This is a genomic window from Candidatus Binatia bacterium, assembly GCA_026415395.1.
Lineage (GTDB): Bacteria > Desulfobacterota > Binatia > HRBIN30 > HRBIN30 > HRBIN30.
The window spans coordinates 81,372-106,233 of sequence record JAOAHD010000003.1 but is presented as its reverse complement, the minus strand read 5'-3'; the positions used below and the strand labels follow the sequence as shown (position 1 = coordinate 106,233).

The window sequence follows — 24,862 nt, the reverse complement described above, 5'->3', positions numbered from 1 at the left end:
TGACAGCAGAAAGTTCTCTCGTCAACGGGTCACGAGGCGGCCCACGCACGTGTTTCCGCGTCTGAGCCTCGCGTCATACTTCACCTCTTGCTTCGCATGAACTCCTTACGAAGAGAAGGGGTCCGTGGGTTACCCACTTGGACCTTCCCGACGCAAACGGGCGCTTGCGAGCGCCGCAAGTCGGTCGCGCAAAGGCTTGCTCGTAGGGCCAAAGGGCACTTCGTCGCGTCGCAAGAGGATGAAAGCCGTCGGCCGCTTGTAAGAGGACAGCGCTTTCTCACACCACTCCCGCCACAACGCTTCGTGGTCTCGACCGTCCCGGGAGACAACGAGCGCGACCAACTGTTGATCGAACCCATCCGGCGGCAGACCAACGACGTATGCAGCCTCCACCGTTGGATGTTGGGCCAGAACGCTCTCCACTTCCACCGGAGAGACGTTGATGCCCTTACAGCGCAGGAGGTCTTTGCTGCGGCCGACGAAATGCAGCTGCCCGTTGTCGTCACGATAGCCGAGGTCACCGGTGCAAAAGAAGCCTTGGGGATCGATGCCGACTCCGCGAGGTTGGCCTTCGTACGATTCAAACATGCCCGGACCTCGCACCCGGATTTCGCCAACGCTTCCCGGCCGACATTCGCGGCCATCCTCACTCACGATGCGCACTTGCGTCCTCGGAAGCAGTCTTCCTATGCTCGTGGATCGCACGGACGCAGGATCCCGCCAACTCACCGCGGTAACGTATCCCGACATTTCAGTCATGCCGTATCCAGTGATCAAACGTGCGCGTGCAAGGTACGGGCCGAACCACTCAGTGCGACCTCCGCCTCGAACAACTGTGCGCACCAGCTCGGGCCGGAAGCCCGGGTGGGAGAGTAGGGCGCTGACTTGTGGGGGGCGCAAATGTAGGCCCGTTGGGCGCCAATGCTGAAGGATTTCCAAAAGCTCGTTGACTTCAAAGGTCGGCATGACCACGAGGGCACTTCCGCTAGCCAAAGTGGGCAAGGCGCGAATGCAAAGCCCGGCAACCCAAAACAGTGGGAGGCTCGACACCACAGAGTCTCCAGGCCGAAGGCCGCCGCGTGCCGCCGTCGCACGAACCGTGCTCAAAACGGCACGATGCTGCAAGCGGACCCCCTTCGGCTTGCCCGTGGTCCCAGAGGTATAAAGAATCATGGCGACGTCCTCCGGGCGAGCGAGGGTGCTCTCGGCCGAAGAGACCTTGCCGTAAGAGCGCAAAAACTCGCTTTCGTCCTCCACACCCCGAAGGTCGCCAGCGGCGTTGACCACCACTCGCTTCAGACGATGCGGAAATGCAAGCTCCGATAAGAGCTGCGCCAAGTCGCGGTTCCTCAAATAGCGGTCGGCTAGGAGAATGTCGGCTTGGGCACTCGCTAAAATCTCACCGAGCTCTCGAGCCGTCGCGAACGTGGAAAGCGGGATCAGCGTACAACCTGCCTTCCACACCCCAAACGCACGCGTGAGCCATGACACACTATTTCCGCCCCATAGGGCAACGCGGGCTCCGGGCTCGATGCCGCTGTGCCGCAACGCCCTAGCCCAACATTCCGCACGACCGTCGAGCTCTTCGAAGGTGCATCGTTCTCGAGCCTCGCCAACGGCAATGGCCGAGCCCCATCGGACCCGCCACGCACGGGGCAAATCGGCGAGAGTCCTGACCTCTACAGGCTGCTGACCCACGGGTATTTATTTTTAGCGAGGATCTTCGTACGCTCCGCCTTGCTCATGCTCGCGACGAAGCCCCTCATCAGGTTGAATGACAATTTCCACGCGGCGGTTCATCGCCCGCCCCTCAGGGGTATCGTTCGTTGCCACGGGACTCGAGGCACCCCGGCCGAACGTGGTAATCCGCGAAGCGGAAACGCCCGCCGAGACCAATTCCTCAGCTACAGCCTGAGCACGGCGCCGCGAAAGTTCGAGATTGGACTCCTCGGAACCACGGCTATCGGTGTGCCCAATCACCTGGATGTACGTGCGGGGGTAGCGATTGAGCACAGCCGCAAGCTGGCGAATTTTGTCCCGCGCGCCTGGTTGCAACGTTGCGCTGCCCGAGGCGAACAAAATGTCGGTCGAGAGGGCAACATCGAGGCGCTCTTGCTCACGTCGTAGCCGGTCCTGCTCGGCGAGAATGGCCTGCATCTCCTTCGCTTGTTGATCCAGGTAGTTCCCGATCAAACCACCACCGATTGCTCCTAAAACGGCTCCGATGGCGGCACCTTGTCCTGCACCTTTGCCGCCGCCAACAATCGCTCCAACCGCGGCCCCCGTTGCTGCACCAGCCGCCGCGCCGATTCCTGCACCCTTAACAGTACGCGGTGCCCTTTCGTACGCCGCGCACCCGCCAAGCACGAACACGACCGCAACCGCGCCAGCGAGAAACTTCCTCATCAGTATCGACATCCTCGTCATGACTCCTCCATAATTGTTCACTTTCGCATTAACGCAGCATGAACCGTCCAGAGCAAGACGGGAGTAACGAACCGCAGGCGCGATCGGCTGCTACTCTGACGAGTGACGAGTCCGGCGTCGAAGCGCTGACCAAAGGGAGTTGACGCCGCCGATCTACGGGCATCCGCACCTCTGCCGACACTTTAAGTTGCGGGGCGCTCGCTGAACTTATAGGCGTAGTCCTCCCGAACGGTCAACGCCCTTTCGTCGAGCAGGGTTGGAGTCCTTTGCGAACACCGCGAGAATCAATCCTGTGAACCCAGCCGCTGTATGGCCACCTCGCGAGCCCACCGGTAATCTGGCTTGCCAGTCGGACTGCGGACGACGGTTTCTACAAAAACCACAGCACGCGGCAGTTTGTATCTAGCCAAATCCTTCGCGGCAAATTCGCGCAGCTCCTCCGCAGTCGCTTGCATCCCAGGCCGCAACCCGACCACGGCCGTGACCTGCTGTCCCCAACGTTCACTCGGGGTTCCCACCACCACCACGTCGTAGACACTAGGGTGGCGTTTCAGTACTTGTTCCACTTCTTCCGCGTACACCTTCTCACCACCGGTGTTGATACACACTGAGTCCCGCCCAAGGACGACGATCGAACCATCCTCCTCGTAGCGAGCCCGGTCGCCCGGAACGGCGTACCGAACTCCCTCAATGGTGACGAAGGTTCGTTCGGTCTTCTCGCGATCGCCAAGGTAACCCAACGGCACATACCCTCGTCGTGCAATCCACCCTACTTCCCGTTCGTTCGGCTGAAGCACACGCTGGCGCAGCTCATCGAGCAGCACCGTGTCCGGATCCATCCGGAACCGCGCTCCGACATCGCTCGCGCTCGCTGCCGCTGCTGCACCTTGAGCTCCGGTTTCTGACGAGCCAAAGCCATCCACTACGGTGACATCAGGTAACCGTTCCAACAGCGCCGCCTTGACGGAAGGAGAGAGCAAGGCGCCCCCAGAACCGATGACGCGGAGCGATGACAAATTGTAGTCCTTGCGCTGCAACTGATCCAACAACGGAATTGCAAAGGCGTCGCCAACGATCGAAAGCGAGAAGACCTGCTCTCGCTCCACTGTCTGCCAGATATCGTCCGGGTCCAGGTGCCTGACCTCTTTCGGCAACACCACCGTTCCTCCTTGATGAAGGATCATAAACGCCGTCCAATGCCCGGCACCGTGCATGAAGGGTGGTGCAGGCAACATGCGCATAAACGCCCCGTAAGGAACGCGCTCGAAGAGCTCCTCAAGCGACGTCACCGGCGTTCCGCCCGGAATTCGTCCACCCAGTGCTGCAAAGAAAATATCTTCTTGCCGCCACAGTACCCCTTTTGGCGCACCCGTCGTACCGCCGGTGTAGACGATGTAAAGGTCATCGGGATGCGGCTGGAGAGGGAGGGGATCATCGGGCGCCGCCTCCAACGCATCTTCGTAATCGCGCGCGCCTGGCAACAAGGGTTCGCCACTGCCATCATTCACTTGGAGCAAAAGCCGCACTTCGGGCAAGTGAGGAAGCAGACGAGCCAGTCGGGGCGCGAACGCTGCATGGTACACGATGGCGCGCGCGTGTGCGTCGCGAAAGAGATGGAGTAGCTCCTGGTCGACGTAACGGTAATTCACGTTGAACGGAGCAACACGAGCGCGAAAGGCGGCGGCCATGGTTTCGAGATACTCGGGGCAATTGTACAGGTAAATTCCTACGTGATCCTGCCCGGACTCCCAGGGAGCGAGCTCCGCCCTTGGCCGATGGCAGCCCAGACCTGCCTGGTGAAAGACCCAGGCGAGTTGTCGCGAGCGGCGGGTAAATTCCGACCAGAGCAAACGCCGCTCGGCAGTTACGATCGCCTCACGATCCGGCACCCGCGCCGCAATCCCGTCGTGAATCTCAGGCAGGGTAAAGCCCATCGGTTCCTCCTGATCGCAGTGTTCCGCCACGGAACGGAACAGAACACAAGCACCCTCTAGCCCTCAACCAATCAGCGGTCCCCCAGGACCACTTTCGGCGCGCAGTTTATACTTTTCGATTCTCTGCGTCGGCGTTTTCGGCAAGGATGTGCGAAACTCCCAGTACTTCGGCACCTGGAACTTCGCCAACCGGGCTGCAGCGAAGACGCGGAGTTCTTCTTCGGTCACTTCCCGAGAAGGCACCACAAAAGCCTTGATTTCCTGGCCTAGCACTGGGTCCGGCACGCCGATTACGGCTACTTCGGCCACTGCTGGGTGCTCGCGTAGGATCTTCTCAACGTAAGCGCTGGAGACGTTTTCGCCGCCACGGCGAATGACGTCGCGCTTGCGATCCACAAAGTAGAGCCACCCATCTTCGTCCAAATATCCCAAGTCGCCAGTGAAAAACCAACCGTCGCGCAGCGCGGCGCGAGTTTGCTCGGGATCCCGGAAATACTCTGCAAGACAGTGCGGCGAACGCACAACAATTTCCCCCGTCTGGCGTGGGGATAACTCTCGACCCTCGTCGTCCACGATGCGGATTTGGACGCCCGGCACAGGCGGCCCACACGAGCCAGGGCGCGGCGAGGAGCCAGGAGGCTCAATGGTCACCACGCCGGCGTCCGTCGATCCAAAGCACTCCACCACTTGGGTTACGCCAAAGCGCAGTCGAATCTGCTCGCGCAAAGGGGCACTACCTAGGCCTAAGATCACCCGCAGCCGGCTTGTGCGCTCCAACTCGCTTGACGGTTGAGCGAGCAAAATGGCCAAGATCGTGCCGAGCGTATAAAGGACGGTAGCCCCCACCTCGTGGACGAGCGGCCAAAACTGCGAGGCCGAAAACATCTTCGGAAACGCTACAGCCGCGCCCGCCTGCAAAGCGGTCACCACCGCGCCCCAGGCGTTCCCGTGAAACAGAGGAGTTACAGCGAGCACCGTGTCATCGCGCTGAATGCCGAGAACATGAACGAAATGCTGGCCGGCTGCTCCGGTGCTGCTGTGGCGAAAAAGCACACCCTTCGGGTGACCCGTGGTGCCGGATGTATACAACAAGGTAGAAGAATCATCGGGCAAAAGTTCTACAGGAACAGTCTCTCCAGAGGCCTCGGCGAGCAAGCGGTCGAGTGCGAGCACATCTGGACCGCCGCCAAAGCTCACCCAACGCAATCCTGCTGGCACTTGCAATTCCCCTCGCGGGATTTTCTCCACAGTTTCGGAATTCGTCACCACCAGTTTCGGCTCGGCATGCTGCAATAAGTAGGAGAGCTCACGGCTCCCGAGCGCTGGGTTGACCGGGTGGAGCACGGCACCAGCTTTCAAAATCCCAAACGCGGCCACGAGGTACTCCACTGAATTACCCATGGCCAGGGTGACTCGGTCTCCCTTGTCGATACCCAACGCGAGCAACGCGTTTGCGAAGCGGTTCGTCAAAGCGTGGAACTCAGCATACGAGCAACGCTGCCCCTCGTGGTAAATAAACGTCTGTGCCCCTTGCTCGCGAGCACGCCGTGCAATCAATTCCGTGATCAGCTCTACTCCCATCACTCCTCAAGCCAGCACGCCGAAGTCCACAACAAGTGCAGCTCCGTTGATCATTCGTGCTTCGTCGCTCGCCAAAAACGCCACCGCGGCGGCGATGTCCCCGGGCTTACCCCAGGCCCCTGGAATCGGCGGCATGGCATAGGCAATCAGGTGGGCCTCCATCGTTCCGTCCGGTACGAAGTTTTTCACCAATGGAGTCTTCACACCGCCCGGGCAGACACAATTGGCACGCAATCCCCTTGTTGCGAACTCCAGGGCTAGAGCGCGGGTGAAATTCAGCAAACCAGCCTTCGATGCACAGTACGCGGCGTTGTACGCTTGTCCCCGTAACCCGGCAATCGAAGAGATGTTCACGATGTTGGCACCGTTGCGCCCAAGGAGAAAGGGCAGGGCAGAACGAATCACCAGAAAGGGCCCAGACAAGTTCACGCGCAAGATCCGCTCCCATTCTTCGACAGCCAGGTCTTCGAATCGAACAGCCCGGCCAATCCCCGCGGCATTCACCAACACATCGATCCCCGAGAACCGATCCACCGCCGCAGTGACTGCCTGTTGTACGGACCGCTCGTCCGTCACATCGCAGGGAACGGCGAATGCTTGCCCACCGCATTTGTGAATTGCGTCCTCCGCTTGGGCCAAACCGTCGCTGGCAACATCCGTCATGACCACTGCCGCACCTTCCGCGGCCAAGCGTTCAGCAATTGCGCGGCCGATACCCGAGGCGGCTCCGGTGACAAAGGCAACTTTGTTCGCGAATCGCCGCAATCCCTCCATCACCTCACACCGTCGATTGCTCCCACAGTCGGACGACCTCGTCGACCTTCGTCACCGTTGCGAGGAGGCGTAACGTGTACTGAAATACTTGCTCTACGTAACTTTCGGGCACTCCAGCGACTGCTTCTCTGGGCACAACAACGTAGTACCCATGATTGACGGCTTCCATCACCAAGCCGAGGATGCCCACGTTAACCGACACTCCTGTGGCAACGACGGTGGTCACCCCGAGGTTCCGCAGAAGTGGATCCAATTCTGTTCCGTGAAACGGCGAGACTCCATGCATCCGATTGACAATGAAGTCGTCACTTTTCGGTTCGAGCTCAGCCACCATTGCGTGACGAGTGCTTCCCGGAATCATCGGGGCAGTCTGCGCCCCTGCCGCTAGAAGAGGGCAGTTACGCGCTGAGCCAGCTCCGTCGCTGCGTCGCGAAGCGGTCAAAAAAACTACAGGCACCCGAGCTCGGCGCGCAGCTTCCACTAAACGGCGGATTGCTGGCACCGTACCGTTCCGTTCCACCAACTCAGCCAACTGACGAAAGCGGCCTTCCTCGGGTTCGAGGATTCCGCGCTGGCACTCCATCACCAGTACAGCGCTGCGTGCTGGCTCGAGCAAAGTCGACAGAGGCGGTAACATCGGAAGCCGTTGCTCAATTCAAGTTGTACAGACGGGCTGGATTCTTTGACAGAATTTTCTCCTTCGCTGAGCGCGACAAGTCGTTGCGTTCTGCGATGATCTTTACCGTGTCGGGGAAGCGGCAATCCCAGTGGCAATAATCGGAGGCGTACACGATAACGTCCTCCCCTAAAGCATTCACCACCGCCGGGATCGTGGACTCGTCAGGGTCACACCCGATGAAGCAGCGGCCCGACAAGAAGTACTCGCTCGGTTTGCGGTCAATGAGCGGCGCCTGCTCCGGGGTAAGTTCCCAATGTTCATCGAGCCGTTCGAGCCAAAACGGCAGCCAACCAACGTTCGCCTCGAGGAAGGCTACCCTCAAGTTGGGAAACTTGTGCAAGATGCCGCCAACGGTGAAGTTCATCACCGCCAACATTTGCCCCACTGGGTGCGTGAACGCGTGAGTTTCCAGTCGGGTCGAGAACCGATCGACCCCAATCGGGATTTGATCCAGGGCTTGGCCTCCCCCATGGACACACACCGCCACTCCAAGCCGCTCAGCCTCGGCCCAAATGGGGTAAAAGCTCGGATGGTCGAGGTTCTTGTCGCGGATGTGCTGAGGGGTCACCATGCCCACCATGCCGTGCTGCGTGACACAGCGGCGGAGCTCTGCGGCAGCAGCCTCGGGATCGATCATTGGGAGCTTCGCCACCGACATCAACCGCTCTGGGTTGTATTTCAGGAACTCGGCGCGCGCATCGTTTAGAGTTTGACACACGGCGATCGCGAAATCGCGATCGAGTCCGGCCCACTCCTCTCCAGCACCACCCGGGAACATCACGGTGCGGTCGATACCTTCCAAATCCATATCTTCGAGACGAGCCTTCGGATCGGTCATGCCTGCGCGCTCAAGACTGTCAACCTTGGCGGTTCCCCGCGTTGCCCGCACACCGACTCCGGGGAGGTTGGCAAAGTGCTTCCGAAGTCGCTCGCGCCGCTCTTCCCACTTATCGCGAAACTGCGTCGGCAAGCGCTCCCACCAATTCGGTAAGTCACCGCCGTGACCATCAGCATCGATCACATAGTATCCGTATCGACCCATATTCTCCTCCCTTTTCCCCTTTGGGTTGATCCTTTCAGGCCTTTTCGTCGAAACGAAACACGCCGCGAGCCAGCGCACCAACCTTCAAGTCAGCAAGTGCTTGGTGAAAGTCTTCCAACCGGTACTCGCGTGTGACGAGCTCGTCGATCTTGAGGCGGCCACTCAAGTAGAGGTTGGCTAGCAAGGGAAAATCGACCCGAGGGCGAGCGGCACCATAACGGCAACCCAAGATGGCCTTGTTTTGGTAAAGCTGGTGCACGACGAACGAGAATTGGCTGCCCACCGGTGGAACACCAACGATGGTGAGGGTTCCCCCTGGTGCGAGCGAGTCGAGCGCCTGCCGGATCACTGGCAACGAGCCCACGGCCTCGAAGGCATAATCGACTCCCCCACAAAGCGCGCGGATTGCCTCCACTGGATCTTCTCGACGCGCATCGACCACGTGGGTGGCGCCGAACTCGCTTGCCCATGCCAGCTTCTGTTCGACAACATCGACCGCGACAATGATGCTCGCACCGGCAAGCACACCCCCTTGAATGCAGTTCAGACCAATTCCACCCGCGCCAAACACCGCCATCGTGGCCCCGGTTTCCACCTTCGCCCGATTCACGACAGCGCCATAACCGGTGACAATACCGCAGCCAATCAGGCAAGCTCGGTCAAACGGTACCCGCGCATCGATCGGAATGGCGCTTTCCTCTCGGATCAACGTCGCCTCGGCAAATACCGAGGCATTTGCGAACTGGTAAATCGCATCTCCATCGCAAAGGAACGGCCGGCTTTCTTTCGGGCTTGGCGCGTGGCGGCACTGCGTGGGCCGGCCGGATTCGCAAGCCACGCAACGGCCACAGTGTGCCAGCGTGGAAACAATGATATGGTCGCCTTCCCGAACGCTCCGTACTCCTACGCCCACCGCTTCGACTACGCCCGCGCCTTCGTGCCCCAAAACCACGGGGGTTGGATAAGGGATTGTACCGTCGATCACACTGAGGTCAGAGTGGCAAAGCCCAGCCGCACGGATGCGCACGCGCACTTCACCCGGACCCGGATCACGCACCTCAACCTCACGGATGCTCACGTCCCCTCCCGGCTTGTCGAGAACTGCTGCGCGAACGCGGATCATGATGAGGCGCTCACATGGTCCAACCGATGAATTTGAGTTCGGAGTACGCACTCAGCGCGTACCGGCCGCCGTCGCGGCCGATGCCACTTTGCTTAAATCCGCCGAAGGGTGCCTCCGGGTTCGGTGGCGCACCGTTGATCTGCACCGTGCCTGTGCGGAGGGCGCGGGCGACTCGCAACGCCCGGCGCAGATTTCCGCTCCACACATAGCCGTAGAGGCCGTATGGTGAGTCGTTGGCGATGTGGACTGCTTCTTCCTCTCCTGCGAATGGAATCGCGACCAACACCGGGCCGAAAATTTCCTCCCGCGCCACCGACATCTCGTTGCGGACGTCGACCAGCAGAGTCGGCTCGATGAAAAACCCTCTTGTTCTATGCGCTGGCCGCTGTCCCCCACAGGCCAACCGAGCCCCTTCGCGCAAGCCAGTAGCGATCCACTGTTCCACACGATCTCGTTGGGCAGCGGAGATCAGTGGCCCCACGACGGTAGCAGGATCCCGCGGATCTCCAATGGTCAGCTTCCGCGCGGCACCGACCAGTCGAGTGACGAACTGTTCGTAAATCGGTCGTTCAATCAACAGACGCGTTCCCGCAATACAAATTTGGCCAGCGTGAAACGTCCAGGTCTGCATTGCCCCGCCAAGGGCTGCCTCGAGATCAGCATCGGCAAATACGATACACGCTGATTTTCCGCCAAGTTCGAGGAGCACCCGCTTCATCTGTGGCCCTGCCGTAGCCTGGATCGCCCGCCCCACCGCGGAGCTGCCGGTAAAAGAAATCATGTCTACGTCGGGGTCAGCACAGAGTGCCTGGCCGATGTCCGCCTCAGGCCCACAAACAAAGTTCAGCACACCCTCGGGGAGTTCTTGCGCCACCACACGGCACATCTCGACCACGGCTAACGGGTCTTGTGGTGCGGGTTTGACCACCACCGTGTTTCCACAGGCTAGGGCAGGGCCGATCTTTCCCGCGCAATTGGTCATGGGGAAATTGAACGGCGTGATGGCTGCGACCACGCCCACCGGCTCACGCACAGCGATGCCAGCCACAAGCCTTTCTTCACCTCGCAAGGGGACACTACGGGGAGCAAACGGGGTCTCCCCAGGGTCCTCGGCTAACTCCGCATAACGCTCAAGCCGTGCCACCGCGGCACCAACTTGCTGGGCAACAGCGACAGCGCGCAACGCCCCGGTCTCCGCAACGACCAGTTCTACCAAATCCTCGCTACGTTTCCGGAGTGCATCCGCCGCCCGGCGCAGAAGTCGCGCCCGCTCAGCCGGAGAGAAGCGTGGCCACGGCCCAACGTCGAATGCGCGACGCGCTGCGGCTACTGCCTCCCGTACCTGATCTAAGCTCGCGTGGGGAGCATACCCAACCACAGCTTCCGTAGCCGGGTCGATGATCGGGTACGTGCCCCGCTCTGCCTTCACCCACTGGCCACCAACCAAAACGGAGTCCGCTGTGACCGGCTGGAACTGCTGCACCACCGTCTCTCGCACAGAGAAACTCCGTTATGCTGCTTTGGCCTTGAGCTGGGCTTCTCGTTGCCGGACTGTGCTGTGAACTGGGTCTTTATCGAACTTCGGAAGCACGTACTTGCCGAAGGTTTCGATTGACCGCAACACATGCTTTTGGTCCATCGTCAGGGTCAGCGGAGCGTAAATGAGCTGATCAACGCCGATTTCCTCGTACATTTGGATCACAGGGATAATCTCTTCCGGAGCACCAACCTGCCGGCCACCCGCTGCAAGCCCAGCTTTTAATTGCTCCGGCGTCGTCGGAGGCAATGGGCCGATCGGGCCCTCTTTCGGGAGGCCTTTTGGGCGGGGGATGGAATCAAGCCACTGAAAGAAATACTCAGTAAATCGCTCGACTTTGGCGTTCGCATACAGATACCGGGCTTCGTCCCCGTCCGGTAAGCAAAACATGTTGGTCGTCACGGCGATATTGTTGTTGATGTAACCCCCGATGGGGTTCGTGCAGCGCTGGATCGCCTCTTTGTACGCGCGCACCAAGTGGGCAATTTCTGCTGGTGTCCCGAAGGTGAAACACAATGCTCCAAGGCCAAGCTCGCCGGCTTCTGTAAAGGTTTGCGGACTTGAACAAGCCAACCACAGAGGCGGATGCGGTTTCGTGTACGGCTTCGGCAACACATTGCGTGGCGGCACGCGAAAATACTTACCCTCGTACTCGTACACCCCGTCCTGCCACATACGGGGAATCTGCTCCAAAGACTCACGCCACATGGGTTTAGTTTCGGCGGCAGAGGGGATACAGAACCCAGCCCATTCAGCTGAAGACGAGCCACGACCGGTGCCGAACTCAACCCGGCCTTCGGACAAATGATCCATCGTTGCGATGCGCTCCGCCACGCGAACGGGATGATTCACCGGCGCGGTGATGTTCGTAATCGCTGTTCCGACATGGATCCGTTTTGTCCGCGCTGCCACCCAGCTCAGAAACACCTCCGGCGCGGGCTGATGCGAGTAGTGTTGCAGAAAGTGGTGCTCCGGTGCCCAATCGTATTTGAACCCGGCTGCTTCCACCGCCTCGGCCACCTCCAATTCCCTCATGAAACGCGAGTGTTCATCATCCCACGGCGGCACATGCATTTGAGAAAAAATGCCAAACTCCATCGCTCAGCCCTCCCGTCCCTTCGTTCCGAACCGATATTTCAGGTCCCCGAATTATCATTCGCTATCGCGCATTGTCAATCGGGTATTTCGATGGTAGGGGTGGGCTCGTGAAGAAAGTGACGCGGTCCCCTCGAGAGCGCGCTCGGGAAGCTCGCTTAGCAGTATACAGGCAGCACATCCTGGAGGCTGCGGAGCAAGTTTTCGCGGAAAGGGGGTTCTCTGCTGCCTCGATGCAGGAGATTGGCCGACGAGCCGCTCTCTCAATGGGAACGATTTACTCGGTATTCCGTAGCAAAGAAGAGGTGCTTCAGGCGTTGCTCGAAGCTCGTGGTGGAGAGATTCTCGAACTCGTGCGCAGGGCAGCGGCGCGTGAGGGGTCGGCTACGACTGCCTTTTTCGAGTTGCTGCGCGATTACGTGCTGTACTTTTCCGAACGGCCCCATTTCTTGCGGATGCACCTGCGACTGGGAGCGGCGTGGATGCACAGTCCGGAAAACGGGACGGGGAAGAGGGCAGCCGTGTGGGCTGAGATCCAGCGGCTACAAGCAAGCATTTTTGCCCGCGGTATCGCCGAGGGGATTTTTGTTGAGGCCCCACCCTTGTTGCTCGCTCGGCTCTTCAGTGCGGTGAATCAGACACTATTGGCCAACTGGGTCGAAGGGGGCATGCGGAGCGATCCGCAGCACTTGCTGGAGGAAGTCGAACAATGGATCAAGCGTTTGCTCTGGCGGTAGCCTCACCCGGAGGATTCACGTGAGGACGCTACTTAACCGCCAAAGGGTTCAGTGGCGTCCCGAGCCCACCTCGCACCTTCAATACGGGGGCTGCGAGTAAAAACGCCCACTCCCCATCGGCTGCGCAGGCCTCAGCCAATTCCTCGAGGTAAAACATCTCCCCCAGCGTGAGGCCCATGTCCCGGATGCACACCAGGTGCAAGGGCAAGGGAGTGCTCGGGTCCTCGAAGGGGATGACCTCAACCGCGTTCGTATCCGTCGCAACTGCGCAGACCTCCCGCGCGTGGAGCCAACGAGCGCAATCCAGACCTAAGCCCGGCATCTGGCGCATGTATCCTTCACGATTCTGCTCTCGGGTAAACACGGTGATGTGCCCCGTGCGCACCAATAACGCGTCCCCTGAACTCACGCGAACGCGCTCCGCCTTTTCCGCTGCTTCCAAGTGCTCTGGTCGAATGACAAAGCCTGGCGGCAGGCGTTCGACCCCCTCCAATCTCGCAATGTCGAGGAGGACTCCCCGGGTCAGTACGCCGTTGCCAACCGCATCGATCCCGTTCCGCGCCGCACCGCTGGAACTTACCGCACTCGCAGACACGCCGTTGTACAGCGTGCCGTCGTAGTACACATGAGCCAAGCTATCCCACTGGGTAGCCGCCTGTAGGGGAAGCAGGAGCACATCGTCGTTGTAGTGGAAGCCGTCGGGCGAGCCATAGCCAGCGTGCAGTGCCGTGACGAAGTGCAACGGGTTCACACGCCCACCTTGCCCAATCTGCGGGCCATCCGGGCCCAACGGCAGACCTAAGCTGAACACGCGCCCCGAGCGCACACAAGCAGTTGCCCTCCGCACCACCTCTGGCGTGATGAAGTTCAGTGTTCCCCGCTGATCGTCCGGACCCCATCGCCCCCAATTCGATAGCTCACGTCCCAGCTGCCGAATCCGCTCCATGCGTCTTACGCGTTCAAAATCAGCTCAGTGGCCGCGCAGGGCCAACATTTTATTCCTCCAAAGACAATGCCTGGCGGGGGCAGCGTCGCACTGCAAGTTCCACCTTTGCCCGCAGCTCCTCGGATGGATTTGGGTCAACGAGATGGGCGCGATCATCGTCGCCTACAACGAACACCTCGGGGGCCACTTTCATGCACACGGCATTGCCTTCGCACAGGTCGTAGTCAATGCGGATTTTCATCGTTTGCCACTCCTTAGGGTGTCAGCTTGCATCGAAGTCCAAATAGCGTCAAGCAGCAGCGACTAGGCCTGCGCAACCGCACGGCGCCGCTCCGGTGTGAATCGCACAGGCATGGACTTGATCCCAGAGATAAAGTTCGAACGCAGCCGCCGCGGTGGGCCGGCAAGTTCGATATCCGGCAAGCGACGCAAAATCTCCTCGAACATCACGCGGATTTCCATCCGCGCCAAATTGGACCCCAGACAATAATGCTCGCCAATCCCGAACGCGATGTGTTCGTTAGGCGAACGAGCAATATCGAACTGGTCCGCACGCTCAAATACCTCCTCATCTCGATTCGCCGAGATGTAAAACACCACCACCTTCTCTCCCTCACGAATGCGCTGCCCGCGAATTTCCGTATCCTCGGTAGCGGTTCGCCGGAAGCAAATCACTGGGGAGACCCAGCGCAACATTTCTTCCACTGCCGTGGGTAACAGCTCGGGGTGCTTGAGCAGCTTTTCCTTCTGATCGGGGTGTTCGAACAAGGCCAACATCCCACCAGAAATCAGATTCCGCGTCGTTTCGTTTCCCGCCACCGCGAGAAGCAAGAAGAACGAGTCAAATTCCATTTCGCTCAGGCGTTCCCCATCGATTTCCGCGTGGAGCAGGCGAGAAATCAGGTCGTTCTTCGGATCCCGCCGCCGCTTTTCCGCAAGTGTGTGGGCATACGCCCACATTTCCGCTGCAGCTTGTTTCCCGTCCTCCATCGAGGTCTGAAATTCCGGATCGTCAAAGCCAATTAAGCGATTGCTCCACTCGAAGACCAAATGGCGATCCTCCAGAGGGATGCCCATTAGTTCTGCAATGACCTGCAGGGGCAACTCCGCGGCGATCTCCGTGACAAAATCACACTCGCCTTTTGGCGCGACGCGATCGATGATCTGGCGCGTCAACTCGCGGACGTGAGGCTCGAGTTCCGCAATCCGACGCGGCGTGAAACCGTGACTAACCAGCCGGCGATACTTCGTGTGCTGCGGCGGATCCATATTCAGCATCATCATCCGCGTCTGCGCGAGCTCCTCCGGAGCCAAATCGAAGATGTTGGTGCCGCCACGCCAAGAGGAAAAGAGCCTAGGGTGCTTCGAGACATGTACGATATCCGCGTACTTCGTGACCGCCCAGAAGCCAGGCCCACCCTTGGGCTCCTTGTGCCAAAACACCGGCGCTTCGCGCCGTAACAGAGCGAACATCTCGTGTGGGACCCGTTGTTCCCAAAGATCCAAGTTGTAGAGATCCACATCTTCGAGTCTCATCGCCTGACCTCCTTCCTACTTCACGGCTGTTTGCCCACTCGCCACGGTACCGAGCAGCCGGACCTCACCCGAACGACGGAACCCGAGCAGCTCGCTCACGGCAGCTTTCAGGAAGCGGCGCTGCCGCGCCAACGACGCGGCATCCAGCCAGTTGCTCTCAGTCACTACCGACAACAGCGGGGAGTTAGCGAAGTAACCAAAAATCAAATGATAAATCCCTGCAGCCAAGTGCGGCAGTTCTTCCCGCCGCCACGGTGCCCCTGCTACAGCGAGCACGCCGATTCCTTGCTGAAAGAGCGGACGTAAAAGACGCACCAGTGTCCCTCGAAAGGCCTGCACATCGTCCATCCCTGCCCTTTGGATCAAGCGGGGAAGGTGCGGATGGAGCACGAGGTAATCGACAACCCGATCGATCGTCGCCTCTACGACAGCACGATGGTCTTGCGTGCGCTCTTCCGTAGGTGCCCCAGAGGCCACAAGCTCCACGAGCGTGGATACCCCACGCGCTAGCACCGCTTCGTACAGCGCGCGTTTGTTCCGGAAATAATGGTACAAGCTGGCCTGGTTTTTCAGCCCGACCTCAGCCGCAATTTCCCGCACGGAAACACCACGGAACCCGCGCTCTGCAAACTGTCGTTCGGCAACGTCGAGGATCACGTCCCGCGTTGACTTCGTCTCCATCGCTGTCGGGTTGCGCCTCCGCTGCACGACCCCCAATTAACCCAACAAACGTTTGTTTGTCAAACAAAAACTTCCTTCATTGGCAGCCCGTAAGCGTGCCCCGCTTCCCTCCCCGTTCAGCTACTGTGTTCGAGAGCGTACTTTCGGGCCCAGTGATAGTCGGGCTTTCCGCTCGGGCTGCGAACAATTTCCGGAGCGAAAACCAGGGTGCGCGGAATTTTATACCCAGCCAAATAAGTTGCGCAGTGAGCCCGGATCTCCTCCAGAGTGGGCTGGCGCTGCCCAGGAGCAACCACGATCACTGCGGTGACCCGTTGGCCCCAACGTGGGTCTGGCAGGCCGACCACCAGCGTGTCGTAGACTGCCGGATGGCTCTTGAGAACGCGCTCGACTTCTTCCACGTAAACCTTTTCGCCCCCGGTGTTGATGCAAAAGCTTTCACGCCCCAAAAACAGCACGCGCCCATCTTCCGCGTAACAAGCACGGTCCCCGCCCACGCAGTACCGCACCCCGCCAATCACAGGGAAGGTCTCCCTCGTTTTTTCTGGATCACTGAGGTAGCCGAGGGGGATATGACCTTTGGTGGCGACCCAACCGACGTCCCCGGACGGGCCGAAACGCACGTGATTCGGGTCGAGCACTCCCGTACGCTCCGCGTTCAAGAGCACTGTATTCTCGCGCAACTGATAGCCAGGGATTCCCTGGTACCCTGAACGTGTGTCGAAGCTCAGCGCTTGCAGCCCAGCCTCGCTCGCGCCGATATTTTCGATCACGAAGACGCCTTCCGGTAAGTACCGCAGCAGCTCCTCTCGCACGGACGGAGATAGAACAGCGGCCGTACTGACCAAAACGCGAATCGAGGAGGTATCGTACCTCTGTTGCTTGAGCGCATCGAGAAGAGGCAATGCGAAGGCGTCGCCGATCAAACCCAAGGCATCCGCACGGTGCTCCTGAACCGCCCGCCAAACGGCGTGCGGATCGAAATGGCGAGTCTCGTCGGGAAGAATGACCGTGCCACCGCGATGAAATGTGTTAAAGCAGGTCCAGTGCCCGGCACCGTGCATGAACGGTGCGGCAACCACGGGCCGCCCTCCCAGACCAGCTCGAGCCAGCTCTAGAAGTTGCTCGTCGGTCTCGATGCGAGGGAACCCTGGCAAATGGCCGCCCAGGCCTGCATAAAAGACATCTTCCTGCCGCCAAACGACCCCTTTCGGTAGGCCGGTCGTTCCGCCTGTGTAGAGGATGTACAAATCGTCAGGCGAATAGGGCAGGGGAGGCAAATCAGGAGAATGCTGAGCCAACAGATCCTCGTACTCCACCGCTCCGGGCAGCAGCTCCTCTCCCGAGTCATCCGCCACTTGAATGAAAAACTGCAGTTGCGGCAGCTTCTGGCGAACTGCCTGCACCCGCGGCGCGAAGCACGCATGGTATACAATCGCGCGGGCTGTGCTGTTCTCTAAAACATACAGGAGTTCGTCCTCAACGTACCGGTAATTGACATTGATCGGCACAGCGCGGGCGAAGTAGGCGCCATATGCGGCCTCCAAGTACTCATTCCCGTTGTACAAGTAGAGGGCGATATGGTCCTGGCCTGACTCCCACGGCTGCAAGCCAGACCGTTCCCGCTTGCAACCCAGCCCTTGGGCAAGCAGAGCCTTCGCAAAACGCTTGCTGCGGTCCGCCAGCTCCCGGTACAAGAAGCGACGACCTCGCCAAATCAGCGCCTCTCGTTCCCCGATATCCTGGGCGATCAGATCGAAGATTCGCGCCAAGTGCGCCAACATAACTAACGGCCCTTGAAGACCGGCTTGCGTTTTTCGTTAAACGCCTTCGTCCCCTCGCGGCAATCCTCGGACATCGACACCGGGATCCCGAGTTCGAGTTCGTGCTCTAACGCTTTATCGCTCGGTAAGTCCAATCCGTCGAGGACCGAGCGCTTCACTGCCTGAACCGCGAGTGGGCCGTTGTCCCGGATGATTTCCGCATACCTCCAAGCCTCAGGCATCACCTGGTCCCCCGGCACGACCTTGTTAATCAAGCCCATCCGCAGGGCATCGGCCGCAGAGAATTGCTCTCCCGTCAGCAGAATTTCCATCGCAAAGCAGAGGGGAATTTGGCGCGGGAGGCGCACGGTCGACCCGCCCATGGGAAAGAGGCTCCACTTCACTTCGGCCAGACCAAACCGAGCATCGTCACTCGCCACCCGAATATCCGTAGTCGTCAGCAACTCGGTGCCTCCGGCCACGCAAAAGCCCCGCACGGCCGCAATCAACGGTTTGTGTACCCGGTAGTTCCGGAGCAACCCTTTGTAGATAATGCTGACATCGTTTTTGATCCGCTCGTCGAACTCGTTTTCCGGAGGCCGCAGTCCCTGCATCATCCGCACAAGCTTATTGAGGTCCGCCCCGGCACAAAAAGCCTTATCTCCAGCGCCCGTGAGGATCGCCACCCGAATCTCAGGATCCTCGTTGATGGTTTCCCAAGCATCGGCCAGTCGGCACAACATTTCCGGGTTGATCGCGTTGCGAACCTCTGGCCTATTCATGGTGACCACTGCAACGCCATCGCGCTTTTCAAACAGCACTGCTGGTTCTGTTCCACTCATTGACTCAGGCCTCCCCCCACTCAATCACAATTCGCTACTCACAATCCACATGGCGAAGTACTGCGCGCCACCCCCATAGGCGTGGCCCAAAGCCGTCTTCGCACCTTCTACCTGATGCGCTCCTGCACGGCCCATCACCTGTAAGGCAGCTTCTGCGAGCCGTAGCATCCCGGAAGCGCCAATGGGGTTCGTACAGAGTACGCCACCCGAAGGGTCGATGGGCAGTCGTCCGCCGAATCGCGTGTCTCCGCGATCGATTGCCTTCCATCCTTCACCCTCTGGGCAAAACCCGAGATTTTCTAACCACATCGCCTGAAACCAAGAAAACGGCACGTAAAGCTCTGCCGTGTCGATTTCCTTCCAAGGGTCGGTGATCCCGGCGGCTTCATAAACCTTCCGCGCACACATTTGCCCAGCCTTCGGACTCACTTGATCGCGATTGGGCACCCACATGGCTTCGGCAAACGTGTACCCGGCCTTGATCCACGCTGGCTTGCGTGGGCCCTTTTTGGCGAGCTCTTCGCAAGACAAAATCATTGCGACGGCACCATCCGAGGCCGGGCAAGTTTCTCCAAAGCGAATCGGGTCCCACAACATCGGCGTGTCCATTACCTGCTCAATGGTCACTGGTTCCCTTAAATGCGCGTACTCGTTCCGCGCACCGTTCTCGCGGGCGTACACCATCGTGAGCGGACCGATGTGCAGGGGTGCCTTGCTTCGCGCGATGTACTCTCGGCAGTATGGGGCAAAGTAACCACCGGCTCCGGCCACGAGCGGTGGCGTAAAGGGCAGATTGGGCGAGAGTGCCCACATCGTGTTGCCCTCCGACTGCTTCTCGAATGCTACCGTCAGAACTCGGTCATAAAGCCCCGAGACCACATGCGTTGCTGCCGTGATCGCGGTCGACGCCCCGACCGAGCCGGCGGTGTGCACGCGGAGCATAGGTTTCAAGTGGGCGCCAACGGCACCAACGAGGTACTGCTCCGGTTGAGCGATGCCTTCCAACATGTCCGGAGCTTTGCCGATGATCACGGCATCGATGTCCTTGTGCTCTAAGCCAGCATCGAGTAACGCACGCTCGACTGCCTCGCGGACAAGCCCGGCGATGCTTACGTCGGAGCGTCTCGACGCGTGATGGGTTTGTCCAACACCGACAACAGCCACCGGGCGTCTCATGACCATCTCCTCCTGCTTCCGCAAATCCAGACGATGTTGGTTTGTAAGCAATGCCCTTGTTGCCCGTGCACCAAAGCCAGTTCGGCACCAGATACAGTGCGCTCACCAGCACGTCCGGAAAGCTGCCGGAACGCTTCTCCCAAGCGGATAAGCCCAGTGCTCATAACCGGATCAGCGCACAGCGGGCCGCCCGACGGGTTCAAGACCGGGCGGCTCGCAAATGGGTCTAAGCCCAACGCTTCGCATAGCAGCATTTCCTCAGCCGGATTGGTGGCAGCTAGTTCGGCAAGGTCGACCTGGTCGGCCCGATCGAGTCCAGCCATCGCCAGCGCCTTTTCCGCAGCCAATTTTGCCCCCAAGCTACGGGAGAGGTCCCGTGCTCCAAGGGTTTGCAACTCCGACCGATGCTCGACGCCGTGAATCCAGGCCGGCCGCTCGCACATCCGTTCCGCCTTGCCCTCGGCAGCGAGAATCAAACACGTCGCCGATTCACCGACCGGCGGCAGGTAGCCAGCTCGCAAGGGCTCCACGACGTACGGGGTCCGCTGCAGTTCCTCCGCTGATGCAGGCGAGCGAAGCTGGTTGTCAGGATTCTTGGCGCCGTGGAGTCGGTTGCGGGCAGCCACTTGTGCGAGTTCCCGATCGCTCACTCCAGAGCGCGCCATGAACATGCTTGCCTGCAAAGCGGCTGACACCACCCCATCGATGCCGAGCGGAGCGTGGTAGTACGGGTCGATCTGCAAGTTCGTAACCCTTCGTGGTTCCCCCTCGGAGACCTTCCCGTGCGCCACAATCAGCGCCGTGTCGCAGTAGCCGGCCTGCATTCGCAGCCAGGCGTAATAGGCACAAAACGTCCCGTCCATTTCCAAATGCAGGTCTTCGCGCGGTGGCCACGAACCCATGGATTCCAGGGCTGCGACGAAGCCAAAGGGACGACCATCCATATAGTCGGTGGATCCAGCAATCTGGTAGTCAATATCGTCGCGCTCGACCCCGCACTGTTGCAACGCTTCCCGCACCACAGGGTACAGCATTTCCGTCGCGGTACGATGCTCATCGCGCGCAACAACGGGCAACTGAGCAAAGCCGACGATCGCGATGTTCCGCAACTGTGCCATGGCTTTCCCCTCAAAGTGCCCGAGGCCAGTCCGTAGAAGGCGGTTCGGTGCTCGGCCTGAAATGCAAAATGTCCTCGTGGTCTCCCTGCCGCTCGCCGTCGGGCTTCCACACTGCTTCCACGCGCATACCCATGTGGACATCCTCAGCACGACATTCCTGGATCAGTGCAAAGATTGGGATGTCGGCGCCGTCGAGCAAAACCGACGCAGCCACATACGGGAGTTCCAGGTTTCGTCCGATGACTGGGATGTTCACGATGCAGAACGTGGTCACCGTACCTCGGTCACTCACCTGCACGATTTCGGAGCACGGGGCAAAACTCTCCGGAGAGTTGATCACCGGCGGGACGAAGACTTTTCCCGTCTTATCGCAGCGCGACCCTAAAATCTGTTTGTCTTTGAGGGCCCGCAGGTAGACCGCACGGTAGTCTCCCGCAACGTAGTGGTAGGGAAGCCAAACTAACGAATCGACGTACTTCACCGGATCGTCCGGCGGGGCTGCAAATTTCATTGCCGTACCTCCGCTAAGCCTTAAGTAGGTCGAACGAGGCGGAACTCGCGAATGTCCCAGATCGACCCCTTCCGCTCTCCGTCAGGAGCCCACTCAGCCCGTACACGCGAACCAATGCGGATATGCTCCTGATCCGATTTGGCAACATGCAGGAGAGCGGTGTCGGCCCCGTCGAGCCGAACCAAAATGTAAGCAAAAGGCTCGGTAAATGGATGGAGCCGTTCAATCGGCTCCCACACCCGAGCAACCGCTACGACAGTTCCTTCATCAGCCACGGGCACCCATTCCGTGGCGGCACTTCCATCCCACTCAGAGTAGCCTTGCGGCGGGACCACCACGGCGCCCCCGAGCACGCGTTGTCCCCAAATTTGTCGTTGGTCCCGCAATGCGGCTAGGAACCGGCCAACAACCGGACCGGTGGAACGCTTGTAGGGAAACTCCATGACTTGGCGCTGCGTCATGGGCTCAATCGTCAACTCCGTCAGTCGCATGGTCGGGGCATCTATTCCAACGAACGTTTGTTTGTCAAGGAAGGTCATGCTAGAGGGAGTACCCGCTCGGAGGGATGGAAGGGAATTGCAAGCGGCGTGGCGAGGCCGCAGGGTCAAAAAACAATCTGTCAGAAAGGAAGGGGAAGAATGCCGAGAGAATCAAGTCCGTTGCGGATCTGGAGTCGTGTCTTAACCCTTATTCTCGCTTTTTTGCCATTGCTTGGCGGTCCCTCACGAGCCAGCGACGAGGTGGCGCCCGGTTTACGCGTCGGAGACTACCTCGATCAGACGAACGCGCATTTGGCCAAGGACCTGCTCCCTCCCGAGATCCTGAGGCACTACGAGAGGGGAGAGTACCGCAACCGCATTGTCTCGTATCCCGTCGGCACGGCGAAGTGGGAGAAGTCGTTCTTGGAGGCCACCGAGAAGAATGCCACGACCCTGGACGTCGACGAGCGGGGAACCATCGTCGATAAGGCCACTGGCAAGCAACCTGATTTCTACTACGGAATTCCTTTTCCTAACATCGATCCGAACGATCCGAAGGCCGGCGTCAAAATTGTTTGGAACCAGTTTCTTGCGTATTGGTATGGGGGCTCGAGCTACAACCGCACGCTGGTCGCGATGATGAGCCGCCGTGGGCTTGATCGCGGCATTGTGGCCGATGGTTGGTTCAACTTTTACGACGGTGTTCCGCCTAAATACCGGCAACCCAACCCGAATCATTTGCAGAGCCAGTTCTTGGGCGTGACAAAATCTCCCGCCGATCTGCAAGGAACCTCTTCCCTCACCTGGCGCTATCGGGATCCGCAAAAGCGAGACTCCGTCTGGGCGTACGTGCCCGCGCTCCGACGCGTCCGTGCAGTGAGCCCCGCCAACCGTTCCGATGGCTACTTGGGTTCCGATATCAGCGGAGACGACGGGTTCTTTTTTGACGGCAAGCCCGAAGATTTCCAGTTCAAGCTCATCGGCAAACGCGACGCGTTACGCATCGTTGACCCCAACGCTGTGAGCGGCCCTATTCCCATCACGCCGGTTCCTGGTGGAGGCTGGAACATTGTGACCGACCTAAACCCGCCAACCGCCGGCTTCTGGTTACCCGGATGGAAGGGTGTACCCTGGGCTCCAACGGACTCCGCTCTCGCAAAACGGCCCATGTGGATCGTCGAGGCGATCCCCCGGGATAAGTACTACCTCTACGGCCGCATCGAGCTTTGGATCGATGCAGAAACGTGGGACGGTGCGTGGAACCGGAAGTTTACCTGGAATGGAGAGCTCGTTCACAACTACCAGATGCAAGCGCGAGTAAACCATATGGCCGGAGATCCAAAGGATCCCGAGTGGCTCCCGGCAAGCACGATTCTTTGGGCGTGTGCGGAAAATTTCAAACTGGATCGTGCCACACTCGGCGGTCTGCGAGCGGATCCGCAGGCGCCGGCGCAACGCCGCGTGCCGCTCGACCCGGGCTTGTTCGACTCCATGACCCTGACGAGGTACGGCAAGTAGCCTTCAGCCGCACCGAGATCGAGCCACTCTGGAGCCGGCAGCGCAGCCGAGCCGGCACCGTCCAACTCTGCTCGGACTGGCCTTCCAGCGGGAGAAGCCGATTCTTACCAGACCCTCTGCTTCCAATTCTGCCTCAACGCGGGCGGCAAGTTCGGCCGCATATGGAACACACCGGTACGCCCAGCCACCACAAGCGCTGCCACTCCAGAGAACGGGGCCACGGCCCCCAGCAACACGTCCTCACTCTCATTCACACCCACCAGTCACTTCTGCCGAACCACTTCGACATCGACTGTGATGTCTACGTCGTTCCCGACCACAAGACCGCCGTTGTCCATCAGCTTATTAAAGTTCACGCCGAAGTCCTGACGGTTGATCCTTGTCCGTGCGTTGCCTCCCATGCGCATCTTCCCGAAGGGGTCGGTAAACGGCCGCGGGACTCCCTCAACATCCAGAGTGACCTCCTTAGTCACCCCCTTAATCGTGAGGTCGCCCACAACTTGGTACTTGTCGTCCGCGAGCTTCACCACGCGCTTCGACTTAAACGTGATGGTCGGGTATTTCGCAGTGTCCAGAAAATCCGGCGAGCGAAGGTGCTCGTCCCGCTTCGGCTCCTTCGTGTCGATCCCAGTAGCGTCAATGACCGCTTCAACATGAGAGCGCGTCGGCTCCAGCTCGTCGAAATACACAACCCCAGTCACCTTTCCCATGGTGCCCCGCACGGTGGACACCATCATGTGACGAACAGCAAAGTGTGCTGCGGTATGCGCCGGATCGATCTCGTAAACCTGCTCCGCTGCTGCAGTCCCAGCGACCGTCGCAACACAGAGCGTCCAAACAACAACACGAACGCCCCAACTCATCGAAGACCTCCTTTCTGTGACACTTGACGTTTCCGTTCAACCAAGACTCTGACGAACACTCGAGATGAACTCGGCCTTACTCAGTTACTTCTGGAAAACCCAGTTCTCGCAACGCCTCGCGAATAACCTTAGCGGCCTGATCCAAAGCTTCCGGTTTGGGGTTCAGATCCTGTCGGGCGAAGTCCAAATCGTACACGGAGTCAATCGGCACAACATGAAAGTGCACATGGGGCACCTCCAAGCCAGCCAACATGAGCCCCACCTTGGTCGGCTTGAAAGCGCGCTGCAAAGCGTGGCCGATCTTTTGAGCTACTAAGGTCAGATGCGTTAGCAGCGGAGCGGGCAAATCCAGCCAATGATCAATCTCCTCGCGGGGTACAACCAACGTATGCCCCGGACGCAGTGGGTGTATCGACAAAAACGCCACGCACTGTTCGTCCTTCCATACGAAACGGGCGGGGAGCTCGCCACGAATGATGCGCGTAAATACGCTAGCCATA

24 protein-coding genes are annotated in these 24,862 nt (G+C 59.6%); 2 read left to right on the top strand and 22 right to left on the bottom strand.

Annotated elements, in window-relative coordinates; genetic code table 11:
- Positions 1–129 precede the first annotated feature (129 nt).
- The 10 genes from N3C12_03375 to N3C12_03330 all read right to left on the bottom strand — a co-directional run bounded on the left by N3C12_03375 (position 130) and on the right by N3C12_03330 (position 12,195).
- A complete protein-coding gene (locus tag N3C12_03375; GenBank protein ID MCX8071483.1) occupies positions 130–1,698 on the bottom strand; it encodes an acyl--CoA ligase in 1,569 nt (522 codons plus the stop codon).
- Positions 1,699–1,710: 12 nt separating this feature from the next.
- Entirely contained in the window at positions 1,711–2,406 is a 696-nt protein-coding gene (locus N3C12_03370; GenBank protein MCX8071482.1) for an OmpA family protein, read from the bottom strand.
- A 305-nt stretch (positions 2,407–2,711) separates the two neighbouring features.
- Positions 2,712–4,361, bottom strand: coding sequence for an acyl-CoA synthetase (locus N3C12_03365; GenBank protein MCX8071481.1), 1,650 nt, complete (start codon positions 4,359–4,361; stop codon positions 2,712–2,714).
- Positions 4,362–4,424: 63 nt separating this feature from the next.
- Positions 4,425–5,942, bottom strand: coding sequence for an AMP-binding protein (locus N3C12_03360; GenBank protein MCX8071480.1), 1,518 nt, complete (start codon positions 5,940–5,942; stop codon positions 4,425–4,427).
- 6 nt (positions 5,943–5,948) lie between these two features.
- Complete coding sequence (locus N3C12_03355) at positions 5,949–6,716, bottom strand: SDR family oxidoreductase (GenBank protein MCX8071479.1); 768 nt, start codon at positions 6,714–6,716, stop codon at positions 5,949–5,951.
- A gap of 4 nt (positions 6,717–6,720) precedes the next feature.
- Positions 6,721–7,353, bottom strand: a complete 633-nt coding sequence (locus N3C12_03350; protein ID MCX8071478.1) for a cysteine hydrolase — start codon at positions 7,351–7,353, stop codon at positions 6,721–6,723.
- A 13-nt stretch (positions 7,354–7,366) separates the two neighbouring features.
- On the bottom strand, positions 7,367–8,437 hold the full coding sequence (locus N3C12_03345) for an amidohydrolase (protein ID MCX8071477.1): 1,071 nt from the start codon (positions 8,435–8,437) through the stop codon (positions 7,367–7,369).
- Positions 8,438–8,471: 34 nt separating this feature from the next.
- On the bottom strand, positions 8,472–9,560 hold the full coding sequence (locus tag N3C12_03340; protein MCX8071476.1) for a Zn-dependent alcohol dehydrogenase: 1,089 nt from the start codon (positions 9,558–9,560) through the stop codon (positions 8,472–8,474).
- 10 nt (positions 9,561–9,570) lie between these two features.
- The gene (locus N3C12_03335; GenBank protein MCX8071475.1) at positions 9,571–11,058 is read right to left on the bottom strand and encodes an aldehyde dehydrogenase family protein; all 1,488 of its coding nucleotides are present in this window, start codon (positions 11,056–11,058) and stop codon (positions 9,571–9,573) included.
- A gap of 12 nt (positions 11,059–11,070) precedes the next feature.
- On the bottom strand, positions 11,071–12,195 hold the full coding sequence (locus tag N3C12_03330; protein MCX8071474.1) for an LLM class flavin-dependent oxidoreductase: 1,125 nt from the start codon (positions 12,193–12,195) through the stop codon (positions 11,071–11,073).
- A gap of 116 nt (positions 12,196–12,311) precedes the next feature.
- Here N3C12_03330 and N3C12_03325 point away from each other — a divergent pair, with 116 nt between their 5' ends.
- Positions 12,312–12,929, top strand: coding sequence for a TetR/AcrR family transcriptional regulator (locus tag N3C12_03325; GenBank protein MCX8071473.1), 618 nt, complete (start codon positions 12,312–12,314; stop codon positions 12,927–12,929).
- A 28-nt stretch (positions 12,930–12,957) separates the two neighbouring features.
- Here the strand turns inward: N3C12_03325 and N3C12_03320 are convergent, their stop codons facing one another.
- The 10 genes from N3C12_03320 to N3C12_03275 form a co-directional block, all read right to left on the bottom strand.
- A complete protein-coding gene (locus N3C12_03320; protein MCX8071472.1) occupies positions 12,958–13,875 on the bottom strand; it encodes a cyclase family protein in 918 nt (305 codons plus the stop codon).
- A gap of 49 nt (positions 13,876–13,924) precedes the next feature.
- Positions 13,925–14,116, bottom strand: coding sequence for a ferredoxin (locus N3C12_03315; GenBank protein ID MCX8071471.1), 192 nt, complete (start codon positions 14,114–14,116; stop codon positions 13,925–13,927).
- 62 nt (positions 14,117–14,178) lie between these two features.
- Positions 14,179–15,411 (bottom strand): cytochrome P450, encoded by a 1,233-nt coding sequence (locus tag N3C12_03310; GenBank protein MCX8071470.1) that lies wholly within the window; start codon positions 15,409–15,411, stop codon positions 14,179–14,181.
- 15 nt (positions 15,412–15,426) lie between these two features.
- Complete coding sequence (locus N3C12_03305; GenBank protein ID MCX8071469.1) at positions 15,427–16,092, bottom strand: TetR/AcrR family transcriptional regulator; 666 nt, start codon at positions 16,090–16,092, stop codon at positions 15,427–15,429.
- 116 nt (positions 16,093–16,208) lie between these two features.
- Positions 16,209–17,876, bottom strand: a complete 1,668-nt coding sequence (locus tag N3C12_03300) for an acyl-CoA synthetase (GenBank protein MCX8071468.1) — start codon at positions 17,874–17,876, stop codon at positions 16,209–16,211.
- A gap of 2 nt (positions 17,877–17,878) precedes the next feature.
- Entirely contained in the window at positions 17,879–18,697 is an 819-nt protein-coding gene (locus N3C12_03295) for a crotonase/enoyl-CoA hydratase family protein (protein MCX8071467.1), read from the bottom strand.
- Between the two features lie 24 nt (positions 18,698–18,721).
- Positions 18,722–19,873, bottom strand: a complete 1,152-nt coding sequence (locus N3C12_03290) for a thiolase domain-containing protein (protein MCX8071466.1) — start codon at positions 19,871–19,873, stop codon at positions 18,722–18,724.
- Complete coding sequence (locus tag N3C12_03285; protein MCX8071465.1) at positions 19,870–20,991, bottom strand: lipid-transfer protein; 1,122 nt, start codon at positions 20,989–20,991, stop codon at positions 19,870–19,872. The genes N3C12_03290 and N3C12_03285 overlap by 4 nt, the downstream gene beginning before the upstream one ends.
- Positions 20,992–21,001: 10 nt before the next feature.
- Positions 21,002–21,502 carry a Zn-ribbon domain-containing OB-fold protein gene (locus tag N3C12_03280; protein MCX8071464.1) on the bottom strand — a complete coding sequence of 167 codons (501 nt, stop codon included), beginning with the start codon at positions 21,500–21,502 and terminating at the stop codon, positions 21,002–21,004.
- Between the two features lie 20 nt (positions 21,503–21,522).
- Positions 21,523–21,993 (bottom strand): OB-fold domain-containing protein, encoded by a 471-nt coding sequence (locus N3C12_03275; protein MCX8071463.1) that lies wholly within the window; start codon positions 21,991–21,993, stop codon positions 21,523–21,525.
- A 147-nt stretch (positions 21,994–22,140) separates the two neighbouring features.
- On the opposite strand from N3C12_03275, the gene N3C12_03270 reads away from it, so the two are divergent.
- Positions 22,141–23,499, top strand: coding sequence for a DUF1329 domain-containing protein (locus N3C12_03270; GenBank protein ID MCX8071462.1), 1,359 nt, complete (start codon positions 22,141–22,143; stop codon positions 23,497–23,499).
- A 263-nt stretch (positions 23,500–23,762) separates the two neighbouring features.
- On the opposite strand, the gene N3C12_03265 is transcribed toward N3C12_03270, so the two are convergent.
- Together N3C12_03265 and N3C12_03260 are read right to left on the bottom strand one after the other, a co-directional pair.
- On the bottom strand, positions 23,763–24,362 hold the full coding sequence (locus N3C12_03265; protein ID MCX8071461.1) for a YceI family protein: 600 nt from the start codon (positions 24,360–24,362) through the stop codon (positions 23,763–23,765).
- 76 nt (positions 24,363–24,438) lie between these two features.
- Positions 24,439–24,861 (bottom strand): HIT family protein, encoded by a 423-nt coding sequence (locus N3C12_03260; GenBank protein ID MCX8071460.1) that lies wholly within the window; start codon positions 24,859–24,861, stop codon positions 24,439–24,441.
- Position 24,862 lies beyond the last annotated feature (1 nt).